This window comes from Brevibacterium sp. VCM10, from assembly GCF_000583215.1.
GTDB lineage: Bacteria > Actinomycetota > Actinomycetes > Actinomycetales > Brevibacteriaceae > Brevibacterium > Brevibacterium linens.
In genome coordinates this window covers 13327-39118 of the sequence record NZ_JAJB01000038.1, presented here as the reverse complement: position 1 = coordinate 39118, position 25792 = coordinate 13327, and the positions used below count along the sequence as shown (strand labels likewise).

Sequence of the window (25792 nt, the reverse complement as noted above, 5' to 3'; positions counted from 1 at the left end):
AGCTCGATGTTGAGGCCGAGGGGCTATTCTTACTCGGGAGCGTGGGCCGTGCCCAAGGTGTCCCACCAACACTTCCGAGACCATGAGACCACGAGGAGTTCGACCCGTGATGAACCCCGTCCGTTCAATCGCTCGCAGCGCACTGCAATCAAGGGCCTGGAAGAACACAAGCAAGTGGATCAGGGGCACCGAAAGGTGGAACCGACTCGAGGACGAATACGACGGCAGCTACGTGAAGGCCGAGGTGGTGGTCTACTTTGGCGATCGGAGCTCGAAGTTCTATCAGCTTGAGCAGTGGATTCCCGTGCTCGAAGAACTCCACAAAACCCATAGGGTCGTCTTGGTCATGCGTAAAGGCTCTGCCCTGCTTCGCACGCTCGAGACCACGCGTCTGCCAGTGGTGTTCAAACGTCGATTCGACCCTTTGCACACCTTCTATCATGCCAACAACTTCAAATTGGCTCTCTACGTCAACAACGGGATGACGAACTTCCAATCGCTGGCATTCGCACCGATGGTGCACGTGCACGTCAATCACGGCGAGTCAGACAAACTGAGCATGGTCTCAAACCAGGCCAAGTCCTATGACAAAGTGTTCGTCGCCGGTGATGCCGCAATTGAACGGCACCGCAGAGCGCTCATCGATTTCGACGAGACCTCTCTCGTCAAGATCGGACGGCCTCAGCTCGACATCGAGCGCCCTCTGGAACTCGAACCCTCTGCTGCACGGACCTTCATGTATGCGCCCACGTGGGAAGGTGAGAACGAGTCCAACAACTACACGTCGGTTGACCTCTTCGGACCGCAGATCGTCGAAGCCGTGCTGCAGATTCCCAATACCCGAGTGATCTACAAACCGCACCCGCGTGTAGAGACATCCAACGATCCGGCGATGACCGAAGCGAACTCTCAGATCCTCGCTCTCCTCGAGGCGGCCAATGAATCGATCACGGACGAATCCAAACAGCATCAGGTGCTGATGCAGGGCGACATCCTCGCCATGTTCGATACTGTCGACCTGCTCATCACCGATATCTCCAGTGTCGGGCTCGACTTCCTCTACCTGCATCCGGAGAAGCCGCTCGTGCTGACTGATCGCCGAAACGACTCGGCTGCTCTCAACGCAGACGCACCGATCAGCCGTGCCACTCCGATCATCGACCGTTCCACGATCGGCAGCTTGGAGCAGATGTTCCAGGAGATGCTGTCCGAGGATTCAGCAGCCGAAGCTCGGCTCGACCTTCGTCGACACTACTTCGGTGAGGGAGGAAAGGGGACGTCGACAGTCCTCTTCACCGACGCGGTCTCGAACCTGATCTCCGCTCGTGCCGCCGATCTGGAGCACTTCCATTCCGACGACAGCATCAATGCCGAATCCGAGGACGAATCCGACCGCGAGTGATCATCCGGTCCAGGACGTCACCCGTTGGTGATGTCCTGGACTCAGTCACCGGCCCTACGGAGTTGTCAGGGGACGGACCGAGAGGTTCCCATACTTCGTGGAATACCATTCCCAGTTCCCGGTCTGCATGGCACGGCGCATCCGCGGGAGGCGAATCCTCCGCTTCGTCGTCCACAGATCGCGAGGCAGTCGCAGGTAGACATCGAAGGTCTCATCGGGAGACTCGGAGAAGCGCTCAAAGTCCACGTCGAAAGTCGCCACATGTCGCCGGCCAAACCGATGGGATGAGGTCGATGAGTTTCCGCAGACGAAGAATGTATTGACCCCGCGCGCGGAGACGACCAGCTCCAGTCTTTCGATGACCTCTCTGTGGAGATGAGCGAATTCGAGTTTGATGCGGCACCCATCCGGCAAAGCCTCGCACTTGGCGCGTTTCACCTCGACAGGGGCACCCGATGTCTCGATGCGGTCATCATGCACGTGTGCGGCAGGCAGTTCCTCGATGGCCGACTTCCAGCGCCGGTATCCGGCCTCCGGCAGATAGTGCTCAACCGTGTCCAAGGCAGAACTGCGCATCGCCGCAACGGTTTCTGCGCTCAGAGAGAGAAACTCCTCGATCTGATCGGCCAGTGCGTCGACATCGTTCCGCGAAGTGATGAATCCGTTCTGTCCCTGTTTGATCAGATCGCGCGGGCCATATGTGATGTCGTAGACGATCGGAATGCAGCCGGCACCCATCGATTCCATCATCGACAACGGCAGTCCTTCGCTGGTGCTCGTCAGCATGGAGAATGAGGCCGATTTCAACCTGTCTGAGACGTCATTGACATAGCCGGGCAGCTCCACTCGATCACGAACGTCAAGAGCGTCGATGAGCTTCTCCAGTTTGGGCCGTTCGGGCCCCTCCCCCAGGACCGTCAGAGAGACGTCAACGCCGCGGTCCCGCAGTTTCGCCACTGCCCGAATCGGATGGTCCACGCGTTTGAGCTCAATGAGGTTGGCGATCATCACGGCCTTACCCATCGACCGTTCCTCCGCACCCTCAGTCAGCACCGATCCCGCCGGCAGCTCTCCGGTCAGAAGCCTGATGTTGTCTTCAGTGAATCCGCGAGCTCGAACGGCCTCCGCCTGCTGACCTGTCTGCACACCGACCACGTCGAAGCGGTCCAAATTGCGTACGGTGTTTAGTCTGCGGGGCAGCACCTGGCCGTGGTTGCCATTCCACGGATAGCGTAGGTGAGTCCCGTGGAAGAACAAGATGAGTGCGAACCTCCGAGCCGAGATCTCGTGGATGAACTCGCTGACCTTTTTGTCATCGACGATGACGACAGCGGGTTCCTGATTCACAGCTGCCTTGATCCAGGCGTTGTAGAAATCTCGCGGACGTCGCCATTCCGCCATCGGCGTTCCGTTCGGAGAATGGAGGATGAATCTTCTGCCCAGTTTCGGATCCCGGACGTCCGCGACCAGCAGGCTGCCGTCTTCCCGGAAATAGTTGCGGCGGATGATCTTGCCGCTGCGCGCATTGCGGACGACATCATAGAAGGCTGTGATGTTCTCGATTTCACCGTCGATGTCCGGAATCGGGTTCCGCGGCCGTTCGCCTTCGAGCTGCGCGAGTTCGTGCTCAGGTCTTTTCCGCAGGTCCTGCCAGATGTTCACCAGCTCGACGTCGTCACTCATTCGTCCCGACGAGACCAAACGATCTCGAACCTCGTCTGTGTCCATTCGAGGGCTGAACGTCAGGATGGTCTGCGACAGCGGCCTGCCAAATTTCTGAAAGCTCCGAATCCGGCGGAGTGCCGCAGTCGTCATTCCGCCCATCGATTCGGGGATCCACCACAGGACGTTGTAGACGTGCACTTCATCGGTCCCGAGTTTCTGGTCGGGCTCGTTCTGGACCTGAGTCTTGTCGTTGACGTCATGCGTACGTCGAGCCATGAAACTCACTGGTGGCATCCTTCTCAGCTCTTCTCGTGCGGCGGTCTCAGCGGCGCTGATCAACGTGTCAGTGTCATGCGACCGAAGTAGCGTGTCTGGCGCCGCCAGTTGACGATCTTGGGGCTGTCCGACGTCTCCCACTGGGCTCGGACGTTCCATTCGTCGCCGATGTCGGAGTACCGTCCGCCGACGATCGTCTGCATTGCGTCAACGTAACTGAGTTTGAGCTCCTGCATCAGACCGATGATCTTGTTGACAAGGCCTTCGCTGCGTATTCCGCTGAGGTTGAGGACAGCAGTCTGCGGGTCGAAGGGAACGAAGTCCTCGGTGAGGTCGGCATGACTTGCGAAGACGAAGTTGAGTGCGCCGACATGATCGTCGCCGAATGAGCTCGCGATCCTCCTCATCAGCGTGAGACCGCTGGAGCGGTTCTTCCTCACATCATGTTTCGCGGCGAGCAATGTGCTCCCGAGTTCGGCCCTCGAAAGCTCGACTATGTCGGCTGAGAACTCACCGGCTGCGGGAACGACGACGAGGCGCTCATGGTCGGGGAACAGCACCGGAAGCAGCGCCTGCACCAGGTCATTCTCGTTCGCGATGTCAGCATAGGACACCGGTCCCAATCTCACGACTGTGCCGCGCGACAGCTGTGCCTGGATCTCATCGGCGGCCTCCGCATTCACTGCTCCGGACGGCAGCCAGACGCGATACCGACCGGAGGCGTGGGCGTCGATGGACGTGACGGCCGTTGCAACCAGAGACTCTTCGCCCTTCTCAACAGTCATGAAGACGTCTGTGACATGTTCTTCTGGAACCGGTCGGTCGGTCGTGTTCACGGCGGCGGAAATGGTTGTGCTCTCTGCGCTCGGCAACGTGGCAGTCGCGAGATACTCATCGGCCGCAGCCATGTCATCGGCAGTGATCTCGACCCACTTCGAGTAGATCTCGTCGTCGGTTGCACCCGTCGCGATGAGCGGCAGGAGCACTGAGAGTTTGTCTAAGATCCCGTCTCGAATGGCGTCGAACTCGGTTTCATCGATGCCGATCAGCCCGCCGAATCGTGAATCCGATTTGTTCTTCGGTTCGAATTCGACCTCGGCGCCCACCGACCGCGCGGGCAGGTTCGCATGCAGTCGCGAGGTGAGAACTCGCTTGTACTTGTAGGCGTAGTCGGCGACCCAGTTGCGGGCCAGTTCCAGGTTCTCCGGGAAGGTCTTGTCGCGGATCGCGGTGACCGTCTGTTTCTTCTTCGGCCCTTTTCCGCCCTTGGTCCAGTCGATTCGCACCGTGCCGGACCGCCGGTCAGCCGACGGAGCAGGAAACAGGGTATCGACCGTCGTGGTGAGGCACCCGGAAAAGAATGCCGGAACACCGACGGCTCTGAGCACGGCGACCGACTGCCAGTCACGGCACCCGACCGGACCGTACTTCTTCAGGTAGGCGATGGCATCGGGGGTGAGCATCTCCGGGTAGCGGACGAAGACGGAGAGCAGAATCGGCCGCAGGTTCGGGTGGAACGGAATGTTGAACGACTTGCCGAAGATGTCGTGCATGTACCACCCGAAGGCGATGTACCAGGTGTCTTCCGGAATGTCCTGATAGACGTTGCCGTCCCTGTAGACCTCGACGAGGTTGAGTTCAGCCTCAGGGCCTGCGTACTTTCGTTCGTCTTTGACCGTCGTGCGGAGCTTTGTGAACAGTTCGGTCAGGCCCGCGTCGCCCGAGAAGCTGAGGTTCTCGTAGCGCAGCAGGTGGCCGATGGAGGCAATCGTCTGGATGTAGTCGCCGATGTTGCGGGACCGGATCCCCGGCTGGTCATAACTGAGCACACCGAAGTTGCGTTTGCCCGGTGTGGTCGGAAGAGGCTCGAGGTGCTTTCCACCTGGAAGCCAATCGAGCATGCGGTTGAGCTCGTAGCGCACCGCCGTATCGATCTGGTCCAACGGCCTCTCGAGGCGTGATTCGATGAGGGTGCGCACATGGTCGAAGGCTCCGATGCAGAAGGCCGATTCAGAGGTGCGCAGCACTGCCTTGTCGCTCCAACGGTCGGTTTCGCCTGCGTCATTCGAGCGGTCGAGCAGCGGCAGGGCTTCCTGCCCGAGGGTGTCGATTGCAGTAGGGAAGTACTCTTCGGCGGCGGCGACGATGATGTCGCGGTCGTCGATCTTCGCAAATTCTGCCCACGACACTTCCGGGTCCGATGACCGCTGATATGCCATTCCGAGGATCACCCTGCCGGCTTCTTCGGTCGACGCACGGCCGCGGAGATTCAGACCGATGGACGCAGCCTCCGCCAGGTGTCCTTCTGCAACGAGAACCCGTGCCGCGTCGACCGCCGATTCCCCGAGAGCTTCACCCTGTGCCAGAGCTTCCGAGAGCGTCGCATGAGCCTTCACCCGCGACAACTGGCGCGATTTTGCGTCGACTTCTCGAGTCGAGGGCGCAACCGTCCAGCCGTCTGTGTCTTCGGCTGTCTTGCCTTTGAGCCCTGAGGCCAGCTTTCGATACGCGCGAGCGGTGTCCGTCGCGATCTTCTTCGCCGATCCGGCGGGCTTCCCAGCTCCGGGCCCTCCGGCGGCTCGTTCGCGCACGTACTTCGTCCCGGACGCTCGTTCCACCACAGGCAGGGCACGTCGGGCGATTCCGTGGACGACGGGTTTGACCAGTTCTCGTCCCTTGCTGAAGTATCGGTCGGCGGCGTTTCGTCCAGTGGTCACTCGCTCAGTCCTTTGCAGAGGTATCGGTCGTTCGTAGCAGTCGGCGGTCAGGGCAATCAGGCACACGGTATCCGACTTGACTGTCAGTTCGATGAACCGCAGCAGTCTCAGTCGAAGGTGCCGAGTCCTGTTCTGCGCAGGCTCGCGTCGAATTGCGGGGCAAGTGTCTGCGCATAGGTCGCGGTGATATGGGCGGTATCGAAATAGGTGATGACTCCGCCGATGACTGACTCGCAGCGCCCCTCAGGGCAGAACCAGTCCTGCGGGTAGATGATCGACAGCCGCTTCGAGTCCATACTCCTCGCCGAGGCGGCCAGCGGGTCCATCCAATGCCACGACTCCGGGGTTCCGGAGCACTGCTCGAGGTCGTCTTCGTGCTTGGCGACGCAATCCGGCACGGTGATATCGGCTCCACCGGGGTATGGGGTGTCCCGAATGACCACAACGTCCAAATCAGCATCGACCCAGCGCTGCAGGATCTCATGGTGCCCGGCGGGTGCCTTCTTCTCGGTCTCTTCCCAGTCCATGCCTTCCAGCGGAGTGGATTGCCGTTCCGAGGTGATCACTGCGTCGAAGCCGCCTTCGGTCGTTCTCTTCGAGACCCAATCGGCGTAATCCTGACATCCCTTTGTTTCCTCCGGCGTCGACAGGTCCTGAGGCAGGGTCGAAATGCTGCAGTTCGAGGCGAGGAACGTGGTGATCGTCAGATCATGCTCGTCGGCCAATCTCTCGAGCGTCGGCAGCCAATGTCCGGCATGCGAGTTTCCGACGAGTGCGACATGCTTCGACCCGTCTCCGTACGTGCATTCCGGTTTGCTCGCATATGGTGCGCTGGCCCAACAGCCATCAGCATAGGCTTTGGACTTGTCCTTCTTCGCCGCAGCGGGTTCCATCTGCAGCGAATCCTTGTCTTCGCAGTTCGGGTTGTCCTTCGCGTTGGGAAGAAGAATCCCGGCACCGAGACAGGAATCGGGGTCATCCAGCTGGGCCTGCAGCTTGTCCTCGTTCTGCTCGACGATGGTGTTGGCGACGACCATCTGGCTGAGCCCCAGAGCCGCGACGAGAGCCATGGCAAGTGCCGCAAACGCAAAGGTCTTCTTCGAACTGCTGAAGAACGACGACTTGCGGAACCGGTTCTCGACCCAGGTCGTCGACGCCCACGCGGCAATGATCGAGACCAGAATGATCGCGATATTGTCCAGTACGCCGAGGCTCTCCGAGCGTCCAAGCTTGGCCGAAAGGTAGGGCACGAGAACGATGAGGGGCCAATGCCAGAGATAGACGGAGTACGAGATATCGCCGAGGAAACGAACGGGCCGCAATGACAGCAGCGCAAGCACGGAGGTCGGGCCGCGCGAGTCAGCGAGGATGACGAGTGCCGTCGAGAGGACCGGGACCAGCGCAATGTAGCCGGGGAACGGCATGTCTGCGCGGATGAGGAAGGTGGCTGCCACAATTCCGGCGAGTCCGACCCACCCGAGCAGAGAGCTGAACGGAAGGCGCTCAGGTCGAACGTAGATGACGAAGACGGCAACCAGCCCGCCCATGGCCAGCTCCCACATCCTGGTCGGGGTGATGAAGTAGGCCATCGCCGGTTCGTTGGCCGTGTAGACGATGGAGAAGATGAGTGAGGCGAGGAAGATTCCGAGAACGGTGAAACCGACGATCTTCTTGGATCGGCCGAGCTTCGCCCCGACCAGGAACGCCAGACCGATGATCATCGGCCAGACGAAGTAGAACTGTTCCTCGACGGACAGTGACCAGAAATGCTGCACCGGCGACGGAGCATTGTCCGCAGCCAGGTAGTCGACGCTGGATACGGCGAAGTCCCAGTTGACGACGTAGAGCCCTGCGGAGAGGATCTGGCGTCCGGTATCGGCCCAGACAGATTGTGGAGCAACGAGGAAGGTTGCGATTCCGACGAGGAAGAGGACGAGCAGTGACGCCGGCAGCAGCCGCCGGACTCGTCGCGCCCAGAACTTTGCCACATCGCCCCAGCTGCGCGGAGGGGACTTGATGAGGTGGCTGGTGATGAGGAAGCCGGAGATGACGAAGAAGACGTCCACTCCGACGAACCCGCCGACGAAGCGGTCGGGCCACAGGTGGTAGAGGAGCACGATGCCCACAGCCAGAGCTCGCAGCCCCTGGATATCGGAACGAAAACCCGAGGGTTGGGGAGGAGGAGTACTTCGCTGGGAGTTCTCAGCAACGGTTGCTGTCGACTGCATCAAAAGGCTCCACTTGGTTTCTCAGTCGGTTGGTTCGGACCCGACTGCTGTCGCTGTCATTGCTCATTTCCGTCGTGCGCAGCCGACAGCATGCTCTCCGGAGACTCCCCGGTCTGATTTCTGCTGTCATGACGCACATCGTTCGCCATGGCGGCGTGACGTCACACGATCGGCGGCCGGCCGTGCCGGGACATTCGAAGAACGCCCCTCCTCGACAGTTTCTGCCTGTCTTCGTCTTGACCCCACGGGTCGAGACGCCATCCGGCGCGCCACCCTTCCATCCACGCTTTGAGCTGGTGAGGCTTGTTGGCCCACTTGATGAACTGCATCAATGTCCAGGAGCCCACATAGGCCCAGCTGAAGGGCCAGGGCAGGTTGCGCCTGGCCAGCCAGACACGGTTCCTCGCGTTCATGTAGAAGTATTCGTCATGGCGTCTCGGGTCGATCACCGGGTGGGCGACGGCGAGGTCGCCCATATACCAGACGATGTAGCCGGCGTCCCAGACCCGCCAGGCGAGTTCGATGCCCTCATGCGCGTACCAGAACGGTGCCGGCCATCCACCGCACTCGTCGAATGCCCGGCGTTGCATGCAGACTGCGCCCTCCCACACGGAGAACACATTCGATGAGTGGTCGGCGCTTCCCTTCTTGAGTCTGGGAATCCACCGTTTCGGCGCGTCCGGCCCGCCAGGTTCTTCGACCCTCGGCTGAATCAGACCGATCTGCGGCTTCGTGCGCATCAGCTGGGCCATACGCATGAGCGAAGTGTCATCAGGCAGCCATGCGTCATCGTCGAGGAAGAACAGGAACTCACCGTCGACATGGGGGACGCCTGCATTGCGCCCGGCCGGAATGCCGAGATTCTCAGGCAGTCCCAATTTCTTGACCTGGCCCGGGATGCCTTCCGGCTCCCACCCGTTGCCCACACAGACGATGTCGAGGTCGACGCCCTTCTGTGCGAGCAGCGACTCGAATCCGCGGTTGAGGTCCTCCAACCGCTTTCCCTGGCTGAGAACCACAACGCCGAACGTGTAGCGTCGATTGTCGTCGAAGTGCTGAGAGAGTATGCGCGAGGATTCGCTCATGACAGCCTCCTCGACGCCATGATCGACAGGAAGTGGCCGATGACCGATAGCAGGCACAGCGGTGCCATGATGAGGATGAGCCAGCGCTCCCCGAACAGCGGGTCGGCTCCTGCCGATACGGCAATCGCAGTGACGATGCTCGAGGCCAATGCCATCAGAGACATCTCGACCGAGTGGAAGATGCGGTGGAACGGAACGAACCGAGCGATGCGCTTGAGGGTAGAAATGACTCCGGGATTGAGTGCTGTCGCTTCCTTCGAGTCCGCGAGCTTGTCGAGTCCGTTGAAGGCACGGGAGACGTGGACCATGTCGTTGAGTGCTTTGTTCAGCAGCACCAATCCGGCCAGAACGGTCCCGGCAAGCAGGAACGGATACGAACCCGCAGGGTCGTCGATGAGGGCATTCCACTCCCCCACGGCCCGCACGCCGAGCGCGACCGCCACCAGACCTTCAGTCGTGTAGTGACCGACTTTGTCGAGGAATACGCCTTTCGCTCCGCTGGTTCCCCGCCACCGTGCGACCTCACCGTCGCAGCAGTCGATGTACATCTGCACCTGTGAGAAGAACACGGCGAGGACCGCTCCCCAGATTCCGGGGATGAGCAGACTCGCGGCGATGCACCATCCTGCCAGGATCATCAGGCCGGTGACTCCATTGGCGCTGATCCTCGTGCGCACGAGGAGCATCGTGAAGTAGATCGAGATATGGCGGAGATAGAGCTGCGCCGTCCAGTGCTCGGCATTCTTGCGGCTGCGGACCTCCGGCGGCTGTGCCTTGGCCCGAAGCTCCGACAGCGTCGGATGTTTTGCCGAAGGCTTTCCGGGCACGTCCGTTCCTCTCAGATCCATGATGATGTCCAGTCACGATAGCGCGGGGGCCGCGCCAGTGCAGTCAGGACTTGCCCAGCTCGCTCTTGATCCGCGTCGTCGAGATCTCAGGAGTCCGCGGCAGGTAGACGACTTCGCACTTGTCCTTGAGGAAGTCGAATTCCCCTGTCCAGTCATCGCCCATGACAAAGGTGTCGATGTGGTACTTGTCGACGTCAGTCGACTTCTGCTCCCAGTTGTCTTCGGGAACGACGAGATCGACGTAGCGGATGGCTTCGAGCATGTGCTTGCGCTCTTCGTAGGAGAAGTACGACTTCTTTCCCTTGCCGGCGTTGAATTCGTCGCTCGAGAGCGCAACGACCAGGTAGTCTCCCTGGTCTTTGCAGCGTTGGAGCAGTCGAATATGCCCGTAATGGAGCAGGTCGAATGTTCCGTACGTGATGACTCGTTTCATGACTGATTCCGTTCAGAGGTCGAAGCTCACCTCGTGAGCCGCAGAATAAGTTCCGCGTTAGTTTATCATTTTGTTACTTCCGGTTAAGGAAGTGTTACACGGCTCACTCGTGGTGCTTCAAGCGGCGTTCTTCGGACCGGTTGCTGATCACTTGTTCGCTCGATCGGATGAAGCGAGCGGTCTGCGCTCCCGCCGCGGTGTCGCCCAGATAGAACTGAGCCAGTTCGGCGACCGAGCCGGTTCGAGAGACGGCTTCGTCGATGAGGTCGACGACGCTTTCCCGACTCGCCGGATCCACGGCCGGACACCGGTCGAGCAGACCTCCCTCGAGCACTTCTGCTTCCGGCTGCTGGGGCTTGACCATCACCAGCGGTTTGCCGGACGCAAGCCAGTCGAATGCCACCGATGTCATCTCGACCACGGCCAGGTCGGCCTCATCCAGCTGCCACGACACGTCCGGACTCTCATCGAGGAATCCTCGTGGATCGGCCTCGACGATCTCCGCGACGTTCTCCGCTGCCTTTTCGAACTCGTGGCGCATCACCCCCGTCCGCGGATGGGGTCGGAAGATCACACAGTACCCGGCGTCGAGCAGGGAGGTGACGATCTCCTCCCCGTTGTAGGCGATGGTTCCATATGCCATCGACGGAGAGTCGCCTTCCCACGTCGGGGCGTAGAAGACCGCCTTGCCGTCGGTGTTTTCGGCCTTGAACTCTTCCCACTCGGGCGGAACCGATCGCGGTCGATCCAGTTGGGGCCGCCCTACGTCGAACATGCGATCATCGCTCATGCCGTACAGAGTCTGCTCGATCCGCTCTCGTGCCGCCTGCCCGGCCGTGAATACGTAGTCGTAGCCCTTGAGCTGATTGGAGATCATCGAGATCTTCTCACTCTCACCATGGCTGAGGTGCACATGAGCCGGTTCGGGATAGCGCAGGGCCTGAAAGTTGCTCGTGCCCTGGTTGACATAGAATACGGCCCGCAGACTCGGTGCCTGCATGAACTCGTCGAGTCCCTTCGTCAGGCGTGAGAAGCGGACGGGAAAAGAGGTGACGCCCTTGAGGTGTCTGGCGACGAGCGAGTTCCGGACGATGATGCCGAAGGGACGATCCCCGTAGCCGAGGTCGTTCAGTCGGGACTCGAGCTGCTCGAACGGCCACAGCCACTGTTCGAGTTGGTAGACCGAGCTGAGGTCCCCGGCGAAGTACGCGGCCACGACGAACGCGTCGTCGTCCTGCGGGTTGAAGTCATCGGGCAGCCGAGACTCACGAACGCGTTCACGCAGTCGTCGCGCGGCGAGCTTGGCGACTGACTGCGCAAAGGAGGCACCACGAACTGCGGTATGCGGCAGATCTGCCGGTAGGAAGGTCATGGAGACTATTGTGCATGCCTATCTGTGTTCGACCTGAACTCGACCTCCGTTCCCAATGAACTGCGTTCCGGTGCGCAATCGCTGCGCCCGGCTGCAATCGGCTAGTTTTGGGTGAGATTCTGCGAAAGGGAGCACATGTCATCACACAGCCGGCAGCGGTTCGATCGACCGTCATTGCGAAAGCGCACGATGGGAGCGTCCGCAGCGACCGCCCCTCGCGTGTCATCGGTGTTCAGCCGCAGGATCGTCGACAGCGAGCCTCAGCAGCTGCAGGTCACGGAGGCTTTCAGCGACGCCCTGAGCGCGCACGCCGCCGATCGCTCCGAAACTCAGGCGACGGGATCGATCACACAGGTGGTGATTCCGCATTCGACACCCGAAGTCCTCGCGGAAGTCGCCTCGGCGTGGGACCTGCATCCGGTTCTCGTCGATGACCTCTTCCACGCGAACCAGCGGGCCAAGGTCGAACGCTACGGTGATGTGCTCTTCGTCGTCCTCAAATCGGCGGTCTACATCGACGCGAAGGAGGAAGTCGAATTCAACGAGTTCCACCTGCTGATGAAGGACGACGCGCTCGTCATCATCTGCCAGGGAGACCGGTTCATCGACGGCACTCCGATTCCACCGGACACAGATGGAATCCAGGAGTACTTCTCGAACGAGAAGCGCAGCTGGACGAAAGACCGCGACCTGCTCGCCCTCGGCCCCGAGGCTCTCATCTACCGCCTCCTCGATACCGCCGTCGATGGCTACTTCCCCGTCCTCGACGGACTGCAGGATGACAAGGACGGGATCGAACGTCAGGTGTTCAGCGGGGACACCGCCGCAGCCGAGCGCATCTATCTCCTCAGCCAAGAGGTCATCGATGTCCTCCACAATTCGACCCACCTCAATCGCCTGACGCAGGCACTGGGCAATGGTGCAGCCAAGTACGCGATCCCCGATGAGCTGCGGGCCTACCTCGATGACGTCACCGACCACCTCACTCGGGTTCTCGCCGAGGCGGGCGAGCTGCGTGAGTCCCTGTCGCAGATCCTCAACGTCAACTCCACCCTCGTCGCTCAGCGGCAGAACGAGGACATGAAGAAGATCTCCGGGTGGGCGGCGATCCTCTTCGCGCCCACCCTCGTCGGAGCGATCTACGGCATGAACTTCGACGATATGCCCGAACTCCATTGGGCCTTCGGCTACCCGATGGCGTTGGGGCTCATGCTCGGGCTGGGCATCGTGCTCTATGTGGTCTTCCGGGTCAAGAAGTGGATGTGAGTTCGGGCGCGTTCGCGGCCGAGTCCGCCTCGGCGTCGAGCACGTGGCCGCTGAGATTGCCGTGCTTGGTCGTGTACAGCCGAATCCGATCAGTGTTGTTGCCGATGGCGTCATCCCGGCTGGAGATGCGTGCCCGTCCGAAGCCGCGACCGCCGGCGACGTCGACCGAGAGATCCAGATAGCCGGTGACTCCACCGCCCCATGCTTCCGGCGGGATCGTGGCCGAGGCAGTGCGCTCATCCGAGTTCGCTCGCACTCTCCCATAGTGACTTCCCACTCGAGACGTCCATGACACGTACACATCGACCGGTGCGATGGTTCCCATCCCTGACAGTGCCACGGACAGGTCGATGCCTTCGCCCGTCACCCGGGCGTCCAGCAGTTCCGCGCGCAGCTCGGAGAATTCGCGTATGGGAGTGAAACGCTGTCTGCTCAGCACCTGCCCCCATCTGTCGACGATCGCGGGCGCAGCGAAGTCGGCCGCACGATCGATCGCGTTCCGTCGCATCGCCTTCACCTCGGCTTCCGGCATGGTCAGGAACGTCGCAATGGTGTCCGACAGTGCCGCGACATCGCCGGCCGGAACGAGGAATCCGTTGACGCCGTGGTCGATGATGTCGGCCGGTCCGTATTCCACCGCGTAGCAGATGGGGATGCATCCGGCCGACATGCTTTCGAGTACGACCAGCCCTTGGCCTTCGTAGCGGCTGGTGAGCACGCTGAATGAGCTCGTGTGGAAAGCCGATTTTGCGCCGGAGACGTGACCGCGGAGGCGGACACGCTCGGCGAGGTCCCGGTCAGCGATGAGGCCGGTCAGCATCGCGCGGTCCTCACCCTCGCCGTAGACGTCCAGAGTCACCGCGGACTCGGCGTCCGAGATCCCTGCGATCGCCTCGATGGCGTCTTCGACCCTCTTCTGGGGCACGAGTCGAGCGATCATCGCGCCTGTGCCGCGAGGCCGGGATGCTGCCGGATCGCCGTTGAGCTGGTGTGTGAGGTTCGATACCGTACTGATCTTGCCGGCCGACAGCTCCAGCTCGTTCATATCGTGCCTCTGAACGTCGGTGAGCGTCGTGACCAGATCGAAGGCATCGAGGCTCCGGAGGAAACCGAACTTCTCTGCCGAGAGCTCACCGTCACCGTCGACGTGCGGCGAATTGAGATGGTGATTGTGCACGACTTGGCAGAGGATGATGTTCTCGCGGCGATATCCGTGGATGAGATTTCCGACGAATGCTGAGTCACAGATGAGGTATGACGGTTTCGTCCCGATCACCACGTCGAGCCAGGCCTGGTAGAACTCCCGGGCTGTCGCCCACTGTGCAATGATCGTCTGCTCACGATCGAACAGAGTGATCAGACGTCCGCCTCGGCGGCCTCGCTTCTTCACGTCCTGGCGGTCGACGACGAGCAGGTGCCCACGATCATGGTAGCGATCGACTTGGAGCAGCCGACCGTCAGGATCGTTCCTCTGCTCAGACCATTCCCGCCCGGTCCGCTTCAGCGCATCGTCGGCGGCCGCAGGGTCGGGGTCGAGCGTGCCGACCATGCGTCGCAGCTTTCGGTCGGACCACGCGGTGAGGTCCTGCCACAGGTTGCTCACCTTCACACGACGGTCGATGCGGTCGGCCACGCGGAGTTCCCGTTGTCGGTCGCGCCCTTTGAGCTCGGGGCTCAGGGTGAGGATCTCGACGGTTCTGTTGTCGAGGCGGGCGAAGGCCGAGCTGCGTTCGAGGGACACCGTGGTCATACCGCCGAAGTCGTCGGTGATGCCCCAGGTCAGGGTGTAATAGCGGCCTTCGGGAAGGATGCCGCGGTGGGGAAAGCGGTGGGGATGAGGGTGCGCGGGCTTCGCTGTGGGGATGACGTTCACTACAGAAATATAGGCCGAAAGCGCCGGCGGCGTTCGCCGACACGCCACTGCGGCACGTTCCTCAGCTCGATGCCCGCGAAGCGGGGGTACGGCAGTTCACGGCCGCCTCGGCGAGGTTTTTCATTTCCCACCCGTTCGTCCACTGGGCCGATGACGTTCACGGCGGCTTCGCCACACGATCACCTGCCCTCCATAGCGTCGAGGGCGTGATTACACAGAGAGCAGCATCCAAGCGCACCCGTCCATTCACCATCCTCGCCACCGCGGCGCTCACCGCCTCCGCCACCTTCGGCGCAGGCCTCGCCCCAGCGGCAGCCGCCGGGCTCGGCTCCGCCAGCGACGCACCAGGGCTCGGCTCCCCCAGCGATTTCACCGCCCCGGACAAGGTCGCCGACATCGAATTCCCGACCACGATCTCCCACCGAGGCGGCGCCGACGTCTACCCAGAAGAATCCATGGAAGGATTCACCGCCTCAGCGAAGGACGGCTTCCTCCCCGAAATGGACATCCAGTTCCTCGAAGACGGCACCCCCGTCCTCATCCACGACGACACCGCCGACCGCACTCTCAACGGTGCCACCGGACCCATCCGCGACCTCAGCCGGGAGGAATGGGACGCCGCCACGATCAAGCATCCCGCCGGCGGAGAAGACGCCGAAACCGTCACCCTCGACGAACTCCTCGACGAGATGGGAGGCGAGGTCGTCCTCGTGCCCGAGATCAAGCCCGGAGCCACCCCAGAGGAGGTCGACCGAGTCCTCGACGAATTCGACGAACGCGGACTGAAAGATTCCCTCGTCGTCCAGTCCTTCGACTTCGAAGCTGCGAAGACGATCGCCGAACGCGGATACACCTCGCTCTACCTCATGGGGTCGACCATGCCGAAGGAATCACCGGCAGAGATCAAGGACGCCGGCATCGAATGGGTGGGACCGAGCAAGAACCTGCCGACGAACAAGATGCGCGAGCTCGACAAGGCCGGCTTCCACGTCGCCCCGTACACGCTGGCGACCGCGAAGGACGGGAGCCGACTGCCCGGGTTCATCGACGGCTACTTCACCGACGACGCCTGGACGGACTGAGCAGACTGCACGGATTCCGTTTGATTTCGTGCCCGGACGGCTTCGGTCGTCCGGGCACGGTCGTGTCTGAGTGCATGATCGAGTCTGGATCGGCGCTCCGGCGGGCTGTCAGTTCTGAGGCCGCCAGAGCAGGACCTTCAGACCCCAAGCAAGGGCACCGGAGAGTGCTCCGACCAACACTCCGGTCAGAAGGCTCGAGCCGACTGCGAAGGTGCGGAATACCAGTGCCTGCGCCCCCGGGTCGAGGGCAGCGAGATTTCCTCCGAGCTCCGGCGGGTTGTCGCCCATCGAATGGTTCCACAGGATCTGGTGACCGAGCGCCAGGAAGACTCCATAGCAGAGGCCGACGGCCAGGAGCGTGGTGAGAGGGCTCGGGACCCTCGCCACCAGGGCGGTGACGATCCAGATGATCGGCGGCAGAAAGACGAACAGGGCGTTGGCGAATGTGCCCTCATGGATGATGTCGAGGTCGTGGAAGACCACTCGTGGTGCCGCGAGAAGCGCGAGCCCCACGATCACGACGAGCGGCAGGCCGAGCCGACGTCGCATCGGGGTGGAGCGGGGCTCCTCGTCGGGGGAAGTGGCGGGATGGTTCATGGTTCGTATCCTGTTCCTCGCGGTCTCGGTCTCGACACGTGGCCACTGCCCGATGGTGAGGGGCAGCTGCGAGGCTGTGCCGTCGTTGTCGTCGTCCACGATACGAAGCACCGCGCGGATCGTCATCGGTCCGGTATCGACACCTGAGTCGCTTTGCGTCTCATTCCCCGTACTTCAGAAGGCGACGGGCGGCAGCACGGTCACCACTGTGTCGTGAGGAAGTATTCGATGGCGATCGCGGACGCCAACTGCGTCGCCAGCAGAGGGCGATGCCACCGCAGCGGCAGCAGCGACGGCAGCAGCAGCACCCAGATCGTGAACGGCAGCCAGATGCGTTCGACCTCCGCCTTGCTCATGCTCGACAGGGTCGCCAGAAGGATCGTGGACAACCCGGCGCTTCCCAGCACAGCGACGGCCCGCCGATTCCTCTCGCCGCGCCGCCACGCTTCGGCGATGCCGCGGGGAATGGCCGCCCAGACTGCCAGACCGATGGTGAAGGTCCAGGCGCCGATGTTCGCCCACACCCAGTAGCCGTACTGCCGTTTGGATTGGATTCCGTCGTAGTACCGGGTGACCAGGACGGGGAAGCCCTCCCACCAGCGGAATCCGGCCAGTGTGAATGCCGCGGCGACGAGCAGCGCACCACCGAGCGCCCACCACAGCGCCTCCCACCGGCCGCCCAGCCAGATCACGGCGATCGCGAGGACGCCCAACAGCACCAGGCCGTAGGAGAAATAGACGCACAGTCCGAGCAGCAGCCCGGCCGGAATCCCGCAGCCGATCAGTCGCGTTCGGCGGGTCGCCGTCGCAGCCAGCGCCAACAGCGCCAACCCCCAGGCGGCCGTGGCCGTGAACATCGCATCCGCCGACACGCCCATCCAGATCGCCGAGGGGGTCGCCACGATCCAGGGGGCGACACGGCGCGCGTAGGTCTCCGAACTCAGGGTGCGCACCGTGAGCAGAACCGCGACGACTGCCGTGCTGCCGATGGTGAGGACGATGATGCCCGCCGTGTACGGGTCCGAGATGCCAAGGCGGTCGAGCACGATGAAGAACAGCGTTGCGCCCGGAGGGTGACCGGCGATGTGAATCGGCCAATGTCCCTTCGCATCCAGGGGCACTCGTTCGATGAACCCGGTCAGGAACCCGGAGATCGACGGCACCTCCTTGGCACCGACGAAGTACTCGCTCGGACGGGCGAACACCTTGCTGATGCTCTCTGCGCCCCGGACATGGCCCAGCGCAGCCGTCCACAGCCAGGATGCGGCGAAGACCGCGACCAGGAAAGGGCCCCACCTCAGGGCGGAGATCATTCGCCGCCACACCAAGAACCCGGTCAGCGCCACCAGCACGGGAAGCAGCAGTGTGGGGGTGAAGCCCGGAGTCCATCTCGCCTTCAGCGGGGGCCAGTAGATGAAGACATCGGTTCCGGTGACTCGCGGCCAGGCAATGGCGACGGCGACGACGATCGCACCGATGAGTGTGCTGACGACTGCTGCGACCCAGACCTTGCGCGCAGGGAAGGAGGCTTGTGTGGGCACTTTCACATTCTAACACTGGTAGTGTCGCCCTATGCCCGATCCCTTCGCACGTGAGCCGCTTGCCTGCACCGTTGTGATTCCCTGCCGCGACGAGGCACCAGCCCTGCCGGGAGTGTTCAGCACGATCCCCGAGCGCATGCAGGTGATCGTCGTCGACAACGGGTCGGTCGACGACACCGCCGACGTCGCCCGCCGCCTCGGTGCCGACGTGGTCCGTGAAGAGGTCGCCGGCTACGGCGCCGCTGTGCACACCGGAATCCTCGCCGCTACGACCCCCTTGGTCGCAGTGCTCGACGGCGACGGGTCCATGGATGCCGCCGACCTGGCCGACCTGGTGTCGGCGGTGAACAGCGGAACGGCCACGATGGCGATCGGACGCCGCCGCCCGGAGACCAGAGACAGCTGGCCGTGGCACGCACGGGCCGGAACCGCGTTGCTCGCCTGGTGGATTCGGCACAGCAGCGGCTTCGCGGTGCACGACCTGGCCCCGATGCGGGTCTGCCGTCGGGACGATCTGCTGGCCTTGGATATCAGAGACCGCCGGTTCGGCTATCCGCTGGAGCTGATGATCCGGGCGTCTCGAGCCGGTTGGACCGTGCATGAGAAGGACATCGTCTACCGTCGGCGCGCGCAGGGAACGAAATCCAAGGTCTCCGGGACGGTGCTGGGGACGTGGCGGACCATCGTCGATTTCGCCGGGGTGCTCAAGTGAGCGCGGCGCCGACGGTGCTGGTGGTCGCCAAGGCACCCGTTCCCGGTCAGGCCAAGACCCGTTTGGCGGCGACCATCGGCGACGAGGCGGCCTCGCGGATCGCCGCCGCCGCGCTGCTGGACACGCTCGAGGTCGTGAACGGCCTGGGCCGGCCCGTGGTCATCGCGATGACCGGTGACCTCGATCAGGCGACGCGAGGAGGCGACATCGCCTCGGCGTGCGCCGGGCACCGGGTCATCGCCCAACGCGGCGACTCGTTCGCCTCCCGGCTCATCGCCGCGCACCACGATGCCGACTCCGGGCACGGTGTCATCCAGATCGGCATGGACACGCCGCAGGTCACCACCACCGACCTCGAGGCAGCGGCAACGGCCTTGGACAGCCATGACGCCGCGCTCGGTCTGGCCGAGGACGGGGGGTGGTGGGTGCTGGCGGTGCGCAGGCCCGCCTGGTCGTCCTGCCTGTCCGCGGTGCCGATGTCGCGACCCGACACCGGTGTGCGCACCGAGGAGGCGCTCCTGCGCGAGGGCGCTCGGGTCGCCGCCGTTCCCGTCCTGGCCGATGTCGATCGGTGGGAGGACGCACACGCGGTCGCCTCCCTCATCCCGCACAGCCGTTTCGCCGCCGAGGTCGCCGACGCCGCCGACCGTGAACAGATCGGAATCCAACCATGACCGACACCATCGACTTCGCACCGCTCGACGCCTTGAACGCCGCGATGTCGGGCCACGACTGCGACGTGGTCAGGGCGGACGGCACGACGATCCGGTTGGATGTCCAACAGTGGATCGGCGCCCCCGATGCCGCCGACCATGCGCTGTTCCTCGACCGCTGCACCGGCCCGACGCTCGACGTCGGCTGCGGTGCGGGGCGCCTCGCCGGAGCCCTGGCCGCTCGCGGCGGCACGGCTCTGGGGATTGATGTCTCCCCCGTCGCGGTGAGACTGGCCCAGGAACGCGGCGCGACCGCCGTCCACGGCAGCATCTTCGATGCCGTCCTCGAGGAAGACAGCTGGCAGTACGCTCTGCTGGCGGACGGAAACGTGGGCATCGGCGGAGATCCGGTCCGGCTGCTGCAGCGGATACGCGAGCTGATGCGCCCGGCAGGATCCGTCCTCGTCGAGGTCGACGCGCCCGGCACGGGACTGGCCCACGAGAGGATCCGACTCCGCGTGCGAGGACAGCTCACCGGCGCATTCGCCTGGTCACGCGTCGGCGCCGACGCCATCGTCGACGTGGCCGCAGCCGCAGGTCTGCACGGCTGCCGACTGCACAGCCATGGAGGCCGTCACGTCGCCGAACTCACCCGTGACGGGCAGGCCTGAACGATGCGCTGGCGCAGCCCCCTGCGCGGACAGTGGCTGACCTCGGTCTTCGGCGCCGTACTCCTGGTCGCACTGCCGATCGTCGCACTGACCGGTCTGCTGTCCTACCTCGCCTATGCACCGCAGCTGGGACAGGCCCTCCCCGGGAATGTGGGCTGGCTGCGGCCCCCGCCCATCGAATGGCCGACCTCTCCCTCCTGGGCCTACCAGCTCAACCAGGGCACCCACGTCGTGCTCGGCATGGCGGTCATTCCGCTCGTGCTCGCCAAACTGTGGTCGGTGACGCCGAAGCTCTTCGCCTGGCCGCCGGTGCGCTCGATTGCGCACGCCCTCGAGCGGCTGTCGCTGCTCCTGCTCGTCGGCAGCACCCTGTTCGAACTCGTCACCGGCGTGCTGAACATCCAATACGACTACCTCTTCGGGTTCAGCTTCTACGTCGCCCACTACTACGGGGCGTGGGTCTTCATCGCCGCCTTCGTCGCTCATGTGTGCCTCAAACTTCCGACGATGGTCTCGTCCCTGCGTTCCCGGTCGTTTCGCACCGTGCTGCGCACACCGCTTGCTGAGACTCGCCCGGAACCGGCCGATGCCGACGGACTGGTGGCCGCTCGCCCCGACCCGCCGACGATGAGTCGTCGCGGTGCGCTGGCCATGGTCGGCGGAGGATCCGCGCTGATTGCGCTGCTGACCATCGGCCAGTCGATCGGCGGCGCATTCCGGCCGCTGTCCGTGCTGCTGCCCCGAGGCCGCGTCCTCGGCGACGGGCCCAACGACTTCCAGGTGAATCGGACGGCCGCCGCCGCCCGGATCAACCCCGATGACACCGGCGACGCATGGCGTCTGCGGCTCAGCGGCGGACCCGACGATATCGTCATCGACCGCGCACAGCTGCTGGCGATGCCCGAGCACACCGCCGACCTGCCGATCGCGTGCGTCGAGGGATGGTCGACGACGCAGACCTGGACCGGTGTGCGCCTGGCCGACCTGGCGGACCTGGCCGGTGTCGGTGAACCATCCTCGGCGCGCGTCGAATCGCTGCAGGAGTCGGGGACGTTCCGGGCCGCCTCGCTGCAGCGCAATCAGGTGCTCGCACCCGACTCGCTGCTGGCGCTGCGCGTCAACGGCGCAGACCTGTCTGACGATCATGGCTTCCCGGCCCGGATCATCGTCCCGGCCATGCCCGGTGTGCACAACACCAAATGGGTGCGTTCGATCGAGTTCAGGAGCTGATGTGCCGAACTCTCACGGACGATTCCGCAGGTTCTACGGAGCCGGTCTGCCGCACCTGCTGGTGCTCACGGGGTGTTTCCTCATCGCCGGCTGGGCGCTGACTGCCCTGGGTCCAGACCGGCTGTTCGGAGCCGAAGTGTGGTGGCAGTCGGTCGCCGTGTGGTTCGTGGGTGCGGCGGTCGTCGTCGATCTCGTCCTGCTTCCCCTGTGCGCCGCGGCGAACCGGGCGCTCGTCGCCGCCCTCGGCTCCCCGCGGACGAATCCGCGCACCGGTCCCCGAATTCCGGTGATCAACCACATCCGGGTGCCGGTACTCGCCGGCGGACTGCTGCTCGTCGTGTTCCTGCCCGGCATCATCGAACAGGGTGCGCGCACCCACCTGGCCGCCACCGGGCACGCCCATGCGCCGTTCCTCGAACGCTGGCTATGGCTGACGTTCCTGTTCTGCTGTCTCAGCGCCCTGGCCTACGCAGTCCGATACTGCGTGCGCCGGGGACGACGAACACCATCAACCGAAGGAGAACGTGATGACTGAATCACCCGACGTCGCCATCATCGGCGGCTCCGGCTTCTACACCTTCCTCGAGGATCCCGAGGAGATCGAGGTCGAGACGCCGTTCGGCGCACCATCGGCGCCCGTCGCGATCGGCAGCATCGCCCATGCGGGCACGAACCGGACCGTGGCCTTCCTGCCCCGACACGGTCAGGGCCACGAATACCCGGCTCACCGTGTGAACTACCGCGCCAACATGTGGGCCCTGCGCAGCCTCGGAGTCCGGCAGGTGCTGGCGCCGTGCGCTGTCGGCGGCCTCAACCCCGAACTCGGGCCCGGCTCGCTGATGGTCCCCGATCAGCTGGCCGACCGGACATACGGTCGGAAGCAGACGTACTTCGACGAAGGCGCCTGCCATGTCTCCTTCGCCGACCCGTACTGTCCACGGCTGCGCACCGCTCTGCTCGACGGTCTCGCCGCCGATCGCGAACCGCCGATCGACGGGGGAACCATGGTGGTCATCGAGGGTCCGAGATTCTCCACCCGGGCCGAGTCCCAGTGGTACGCCGCACAGGGTTGGGACATCGTGAACATGACCGGCCAGCCCGAGGCGATCCTGGCCCGGGAACTCGAGCTGTGCTATGCCACCGCAGCATTGGTCACCGACCTCGACGCGGGCATCGACGCCTCACACGCCGTCGCTCAGTCGGAGGTCTTCGAAGTCTTCGCCGCGCACACCGAGCGGTTGAAATCGAGCCTGCGCACCGTGATCGCCTCCCTGTCGACCGAGCGGCCGTGCGACTGCTCCAATGCGTTGGACGGAATGACCCTGCCGCTGGAGCTGCCATGAAGGTGCTGCTGACAGGCGCCGCCGGATTCATCGGACGCCACATCCATGAGGCCGCGACCGCCGCGGGCCACGAGGTCACCGGCGTCGACCTCATGCTTCCGCAAGCCCACGGGACCACCGCCGAGGCGCCTGCCGGGGTGGTGCCCGGCGACATCCGAGATCCGCACCTCCTCGACGAGCTGCTCGCCGACGTCGACGTCGTCTGCCATCAGGCCGCCACCGTCGGCAACGGCGTCGATGCCCAGGACCTGCCCGGCTACGCCGCCCACAACGACCTCGGCACCGCCACCCTGCTGGCGGCGATGGCCCGGACCCGGACGACCCGCCTGGTCCTGGCATCGTCCATGGTCGTTTACGGCGAAGGACGATACACCTGCCCTGTCGACGGCGATGTGCCGCCGGCACCACGGCAGGACAGGCGACTGCGGTTGGGCCGCTTCGACCCGCTGTGCCCACGCTGCGGAGGCGAGGTCGAGCCCCACCTGATCGGCGAAGAGGCCCCCTTTGCTCCGCGCACGGCCTATGCCGCGTCGAAGATCGCTCAGGAGAACTATGCCGCCGCCTGGTGCACCTTGGAATCGGGCCGCGCCATCGCTCTGCGCTACCACAACGCCTATGGGCCGGGCATGCCGGCGGACACTCCCTATTCCGGGGTCGCAGCCATCTTCCGCTCGGCGCTCGAACACGGAGAACCGCCGCAGGTCTTCGAGGACGGCAACCAGCTGCGGGACTTCGTCCACGTCACCGACCTCGCCCGTGCGAACGTCGCCGCGATCGACGCGGTGGGCAACCATCCTCTCGGAGTGAGCGCCTACAACATCTGCTCGGGGCAGACCTATACGATCGGCGATATGGCCCGACGACTGGCGACGGTGATGAACGGCCCGGCACCGGTGATCAACGGCCGGTACCGGTCCTTCGACGTCCGACACGTCGCCGCCTCCCCGCAGGCGGCTGCCGACGGCCTGGGCTTTGCGGCCAGGATCGGTCCCGACGAGGGCATCGCCGAACTCGCAACGGCACCGCTGCGCCACCGTTGACGGGTCTCAGGTTCGTCGCTTCCCGCCGCAGGAGAGGCCGCGATCGAACAGCCTCGGCGACACTGTCCCTCACAAGTCGACACCGCCGCATCCGACCGCCACAATAGGGTCACCGACCCCGGTGACGACGTCTGGCCCCGATGGTCGCCGATTCAGGACAGTCCGCCGAAAGCGAGAACACCGATGCATGGCAATCAGGTCGAAGCCACCGACGACCATCCCACCGAGCCCTCCCCTGCTGAGGGCGCCGATTACGATGCCGACTCGCCGGCACTGACTGCGGAGATCGGAGAATGGGCGCGCTCCATGGCCCAGGAGTCCGACGACCTCGTCCTGGAGATGATGGTCCAGGAGGCCCTGCGAGTGATTCCGGGAGTCGACTATGCCTCCCTGTCCATCGTCGGCCGTGACCGCCGGATCCGGTCATGCGCGCCCTCGCATCCGATCCCGGAACGTTTGGATGCTGTGCAGTCCGAGCTCCAGGAGGGCCCGTGCCTCGAATCGATTCGTCAGGAGCGGATCGTGCGCGCACCCGTCTTCGACGAGTCGTCGCCGTGGCCGGGATTCGCCGCCCGTGCCCTCGACGAAGGAGTGCGGAGCATGCTCGCCTTCCAGCTCTTCGTCGAGGTCGACAGCCTCGGTGCGCTCAACCTCTATTCCGTCGAACCCCGCGCGTTCACCCGCGACTCCGAGGAGATCGGATCGGCGCTGGCGGCACATGCATCGTTGGCGCTGGCCTATTCGCAGAGGCAGGGACAGCTGTTCGAAGCGGTATCATCCCGCGATCTCATCGGTCAGGCGAAGGGGATCCTCATGGAGCGCCACAAGATCGGCGAACACGATGCCTTCCGCGTGCTCGCCGCGGCCAGCTCCCGGTCGAACAGGAAGCTCCACAGCATCGCCGAGGAACTCGTCACCACGGGCATCCTGCCGGGAGCGGCCGCCGGGTGAGCGCCGCGGAGGTCCGGCCGCGATGCCCTCTCGTTCGAGGTTTGGCGACGGTGGGGAGCTTCGCTAGACTTCAGTCAGGTCAAACAGTCGGCCTGCCTTCTTTAGGAGACCGCTGTGTACACCCTTCTCAACAATCGTGCGGCTGCGAAGTTCGATCTGTATCTGCCGGGCCGCCTCGTCGCCTCGCTGCACTATACGATCTCGCCGCAGGAGATCATGTTCGTCTACTGTGAGGCCATCGACTCCACCGATGCCGATCAGCACTGCCGGGAGCTCATGCGCCTGGTCATCGAAGACACCCGCAACCGTCGCATGCCGATCACCGTCTCCTGCCCGATCGCATGGAAGTCCATCGATGACGATGCCGCCCTCCGATCGGGCCTCCACGCTCTGAAGTCCAGCTTCGGACGCAAATCCCACCAGCCGGCTCCGCAGTGACGGGGAACCCTCCCCGACGCTGCTGAGCGGCCGTCGGCACCGAATCCACGGCACCGACGGAACAGCAATGCACACAGTGGCTCCGCCACCGATCAAGAAAAGAGAGTCCGCAATGGCATTCGTCCTCTGGATAATCGCAGCTCTGCTCGTCATCTCCGGGATCTTCGCGATCTTCCGCAAACAGCTCCTCTGGGGCATCGTCCTCATCGTCGTCGGATGCCTGGTCGGCCCCGGAGGCGTGAGCCTCTTCACCTGAGTTCCCCGGGAGCACTGTCCCCGCGGGAAGCCCGATGCTCGAATTGTGGTCGCTATCGGATACTTCTGAGCGGGAAATAGGTCGCTATCGGATACTTTCGTGCGCTGAAAACT

23 protein-coding genes are annotated in these 25792 nt (G+C 63.7%); 13 read left to right on the top strand and 10 right to left on the bottom strand.

Annotation, left to right across the window (positions count from 1 at the left end):
- Window positions 1-109: 109 nt before the first annotated feature.
- The gene (locus AD89_RS0112115) at window positions 110-1402 is read left to right on the top strand and encodes a CDP-glycerol glycerophosphotransferase family protein (protein ID WP_231488631.1); all 1293 of its coding nucleotides are present in this window, start codon (window positions 110-112) and stop codon (window positions 1400-1402) included.
- Between the two features lie 54 nt (window positions 1403-1456).
- Here AD89_RS0112115 and AD89_RS0112110 read toward each other — a convergent pair whose 3' ends face one another.
- The 7 genes from AD89_RS0112110 to AD89_RS0112080 form a co-directional block, all read right to left on the bottom strand.
- Entirely contained in the window at window positions 1457-3343 is a 1887-nt protein-coding gene (locus AD89_RS0112110; protein ID WP_025779225.1) for a glycosyltransferase, read from the bottom strand.
- 59 nt (window positions 3344-3402) lie between these two features.
- Complete coding sequence (locus AD89_RS0112105) at window positions 3403-6060, bottom strand: polysaccharide pyruvyl transferase family protein (RefSeq protein ID WP_025779224.1); 2658 nt, start codon at window positions 6058-6060, stop codon at window positions 3403-3405.
- A 107-nt stretch (window positions 6061-6167) separates the two neighbouring features.
- Window positions 6168-8288 (bottom strand): acyltransferase family protein, encoded by a 2121-nt coding sequence (locus tag AD89_RS0112100; RefSeq protein WP_081770458.1) that lies wholly within the window; start codon window positions 8286-8288, stop codon window positions 6168-6170.
- 161 nt (window positions 8289-8449) lie between these two features.
- Window positions 8450-9373, bottom strand: coding sequence for a glycosyltransferase family 2 protein (locus tag AD89_RS0112095; protein WP_025779220.1), 924 nt, complete (start codon window positions 9371-9373; stop codon window positions 8450-8452).
- Window positions 9370-10200: a CDP-alcohol phosphatidyltransferase family protein gene (locus tag AD89_RS0112090; RefSeq protein ID WP_025779218.1), complete on the bottom strand. Its 831-nt coding sequence runs from the start codon at window positions 10198-10200 to the stop codon at window positions 9370-9372. Before AD89_RS0112090 ends, AD89_RS0112095 begins: the two co-directional genes overlap by 4 nt.
- 64 nt (window positions 10201-10264) lie before the next feature.
- Window positions 10265-10654 (bottom strand): glycerol-3-phosphate cytidylyltransferase, encoded by a 390-nt coding sequence (gene tagD / locus AD89_RS0112085; RefSeq protein WP_025779216.1) that lies wholly within the window; start codon window positions 10652-10654, stop codon window positions 10265-10267.
- 103 nt (window positions 10655-10757) lie between these two features.
- Window positions 10758-12026 (bottom strand): CDP-glycerol glycerophosphotransferase family protein, encoded by a 1269-nt coding sequence (locus tag AD89_RS0112080; RefSeq protein WP_025779213.1) that lies wholly within the window; start codon window positions 12024-12026, stop codon window positions 10758-10760.
- A 135-nt stretch (window positions 12027-12161) separates the two neighbouring features.
- On the opposite strand from AD89_RS0112080, the gene AD89_RS0112070 reads away from it, so the two are divergent.
- A complete protein-coding gene (locus tag AD89_RS0112070) occupies window positions 12162-13292 on the top strand; it encodes a magnesium and cobalt transport protein CorA (protein WP_025779211.1) in 1131 nt (376 codons plus the stop codon).
- On the opposite strand, the gene AD89_RS0112065 is transcribed toward AD89_RS0112070, so the two are convergent.
- Complete coding sequence (locus tag AD89_RS0112065) at window positions 13276-15165, bottom strand: glycosyltransferase (RefSeq protein WP_025779209.1); 1890 nt, start codon at window positions 15163-15165, stop codon at window positions 13276-13278. The genes AD89_RS0112070 and AD89_RS0112065 overlap by 17 nt on opposite strands.
- Window positions 15166-15371: 206 nt before the next feature.
- On the opposite strand from AD89_RS0112065, the gene AD89_RS0112060 reads away from it, so the two are divergent.
- Window positions 15372-16247: a glycerophosphodiester phosphodiesterase gene (locus tag AD89_RS0112060; RefSeq protein WP_025779207.1), complete on the top strand. Its 876-nt coding sequence runs from the start codon at window positions 15372-15374 to the stop codon at window positions 16245-16247.
- Between the two features lie 108 nt (window positions 16248-16355).
- Here AD89_RS0112060 and AD89_RS18575 read toward each other — a convergent pair whose 3' ends face one another.
- Both AD89_RS18575 and AD89_RS20165 read right to left on the bottom strand, forming a co-directional pair.
- The gene (locus tag AD89_RS18575; protein ID WP_231488629.1) at window positions 16356-16844 is read right to left on the bottom strand and encodes a hypothetical protein; all 489 of its coding nucleotides are present in this window, start codon (window positions 16842-16844) and stop codon (window positions 16356-16358) included.
- A 200-nt stretch (window positions 16845-17044) separates the two neighbouring features.
- Complete coding sequence (locus AD89_RS20165) at window positions 17045-18385, bottom strand: hypothetical protein (protein ID WP_025779203.1); 1341 nt, start codon at window positions 18383-18385, stop codon at window positions 17045-17047.
- Window positions 18386-18416: 31 nt separating this feature from the next.
- Between AD89_RS20165 and AD89_RS0112045 the strand changes: the two genes are divergently transcribed.
- The 10 genes from AD89_RS0112045 to AD89_RS20160 all read left to right on the top strand — a co-directional run bounded on the left by AD89_RS0112045 (window position 18417) and on the right by AD89_RS20160 (window position 25679).
- Window positions 18417-19097 carry a glycosyltransferase family 2 protein gene (locus AD89_RS0112045; protein WP_025779201.1) on the top strand — a complete coding sequence of 227 codons (681 nt, stop codon included), beginning with the start codon at window positions 18417-18419 and terminating at the stop codon, window positions 19095-19097.
- The gene (locus tag AD89_RS0112040; protein WP_025779199.1) at window positions 19094-19771 is read left to right on the top strand and encodes a TIGR04282 family arsenosugar biosynthesis glycosyltransferase; all 678 of its coding nucleotides are present in this window, start codon (window positions 19094-19096) and stop codon (window positions 19769-19771) included. The genes AD89_RS0112045 and AD89_RS0112040 overlap by 4 nt, the downstream gene beginning before the upstream one ends.
- Complete coding sequence (locus tag AD89_RS19965) at window positions 19768-20421, top strand: methyltransferase domain-containing protein (protein WP_155807426.1); 654 nt, start codon at window positions 19768-19770, stop codon at window positions 20419-20421. The genes AD89_RS0112040 and AD89_RS19965 overlap by 4 nt, the downstream gene beginning before the upstream one ends.
- A 3-nt stretch (window positions 20422-20424) precedes the next feature.
- Window positions 20425-21651, top strand: coding sequence for a molybdopterin-dependent oxidoreductase (locus AD89_RS18565; protein ID WP_035320658.1), 1227 nt, complete (start codon window positions 20425-20427; stop codon window positions 21649-21651).
- A 1-nt stretch (window position 21652) separates the two neighbouring features.
- Window positions 21653-22186: a hypothetical protein gene (locus tag AD89_RS0112030; RefSeq protein ID WP_025779197.1), complete on the top strand. Its 534-nt coding sequence runs from the start codon at window positions 21653-21655 to the stop codon at window positions 22184-22186.
- Entirely contained in the window at window positions 22179-22994 is an 816-nt protein-coding gene (locus AD89_RS0112025; protein ID WP_025779196.1) for an S-methyl-5'-thioadenosine phosphorylase, read from the top strand. The genes AD89_RS0112030 and AD89_RS0112025 overlap by 8 nt, the downstream gene beginning before the upstream one ends.
- A complete protein-coding gene (locus tag AD89_RS0112020; RefSeq protein ID WP_025779194.1) occupies window positions 22991-24034 on the top strand; it encodes an NAD-dependent epimerase/dehydratase family protein in 1044 nt (347 codons plus the stop codon). The genes AD89_RS0112025 and AD89_RS0112020 overlap by 4 nt, the downstream gene beginning before the upstream one ends.
- 183 nt (window positions 24035-24217) lie before the next feature.
- The gene (locus tag AD89_RS0112015) at window positions 24218-24985 is read left to right on the top strand and encodes an ANTAR domain-containing protein (protein WP_025779192.1); all 768 of its coding nucleotides are present in this window, start codon (window positions 24218-24220) and stop codon (window positions 24983-24985) included.
- 114 nt (window positions 24986-25099) lie between these two features.
- Window positions 25100-25423 (top strand): hypothetical protein, encoded by a 324-nt coding sequence (locus AD89_RS0112010; RefSeq protein WP_025779190.1) that lies wholly within the window; start codon window positions 25100-25102, stop codon window positions 25421-25423.
- 112 nt (window positions 25424-25535) lie between these two features.
- Complete coding sequence (locus tag AD89_RS20160; protein ID WP_197021755.1) at window positions 25536-25679, top strand: GPGG-motif small membrane protein; 144 nt, start codon at window positions 25536-25538, stop codon at window positions 25677-25679.
- The last annotated feature ends 113 nt before the right edge of the window (window positions 25680-25792 follow it).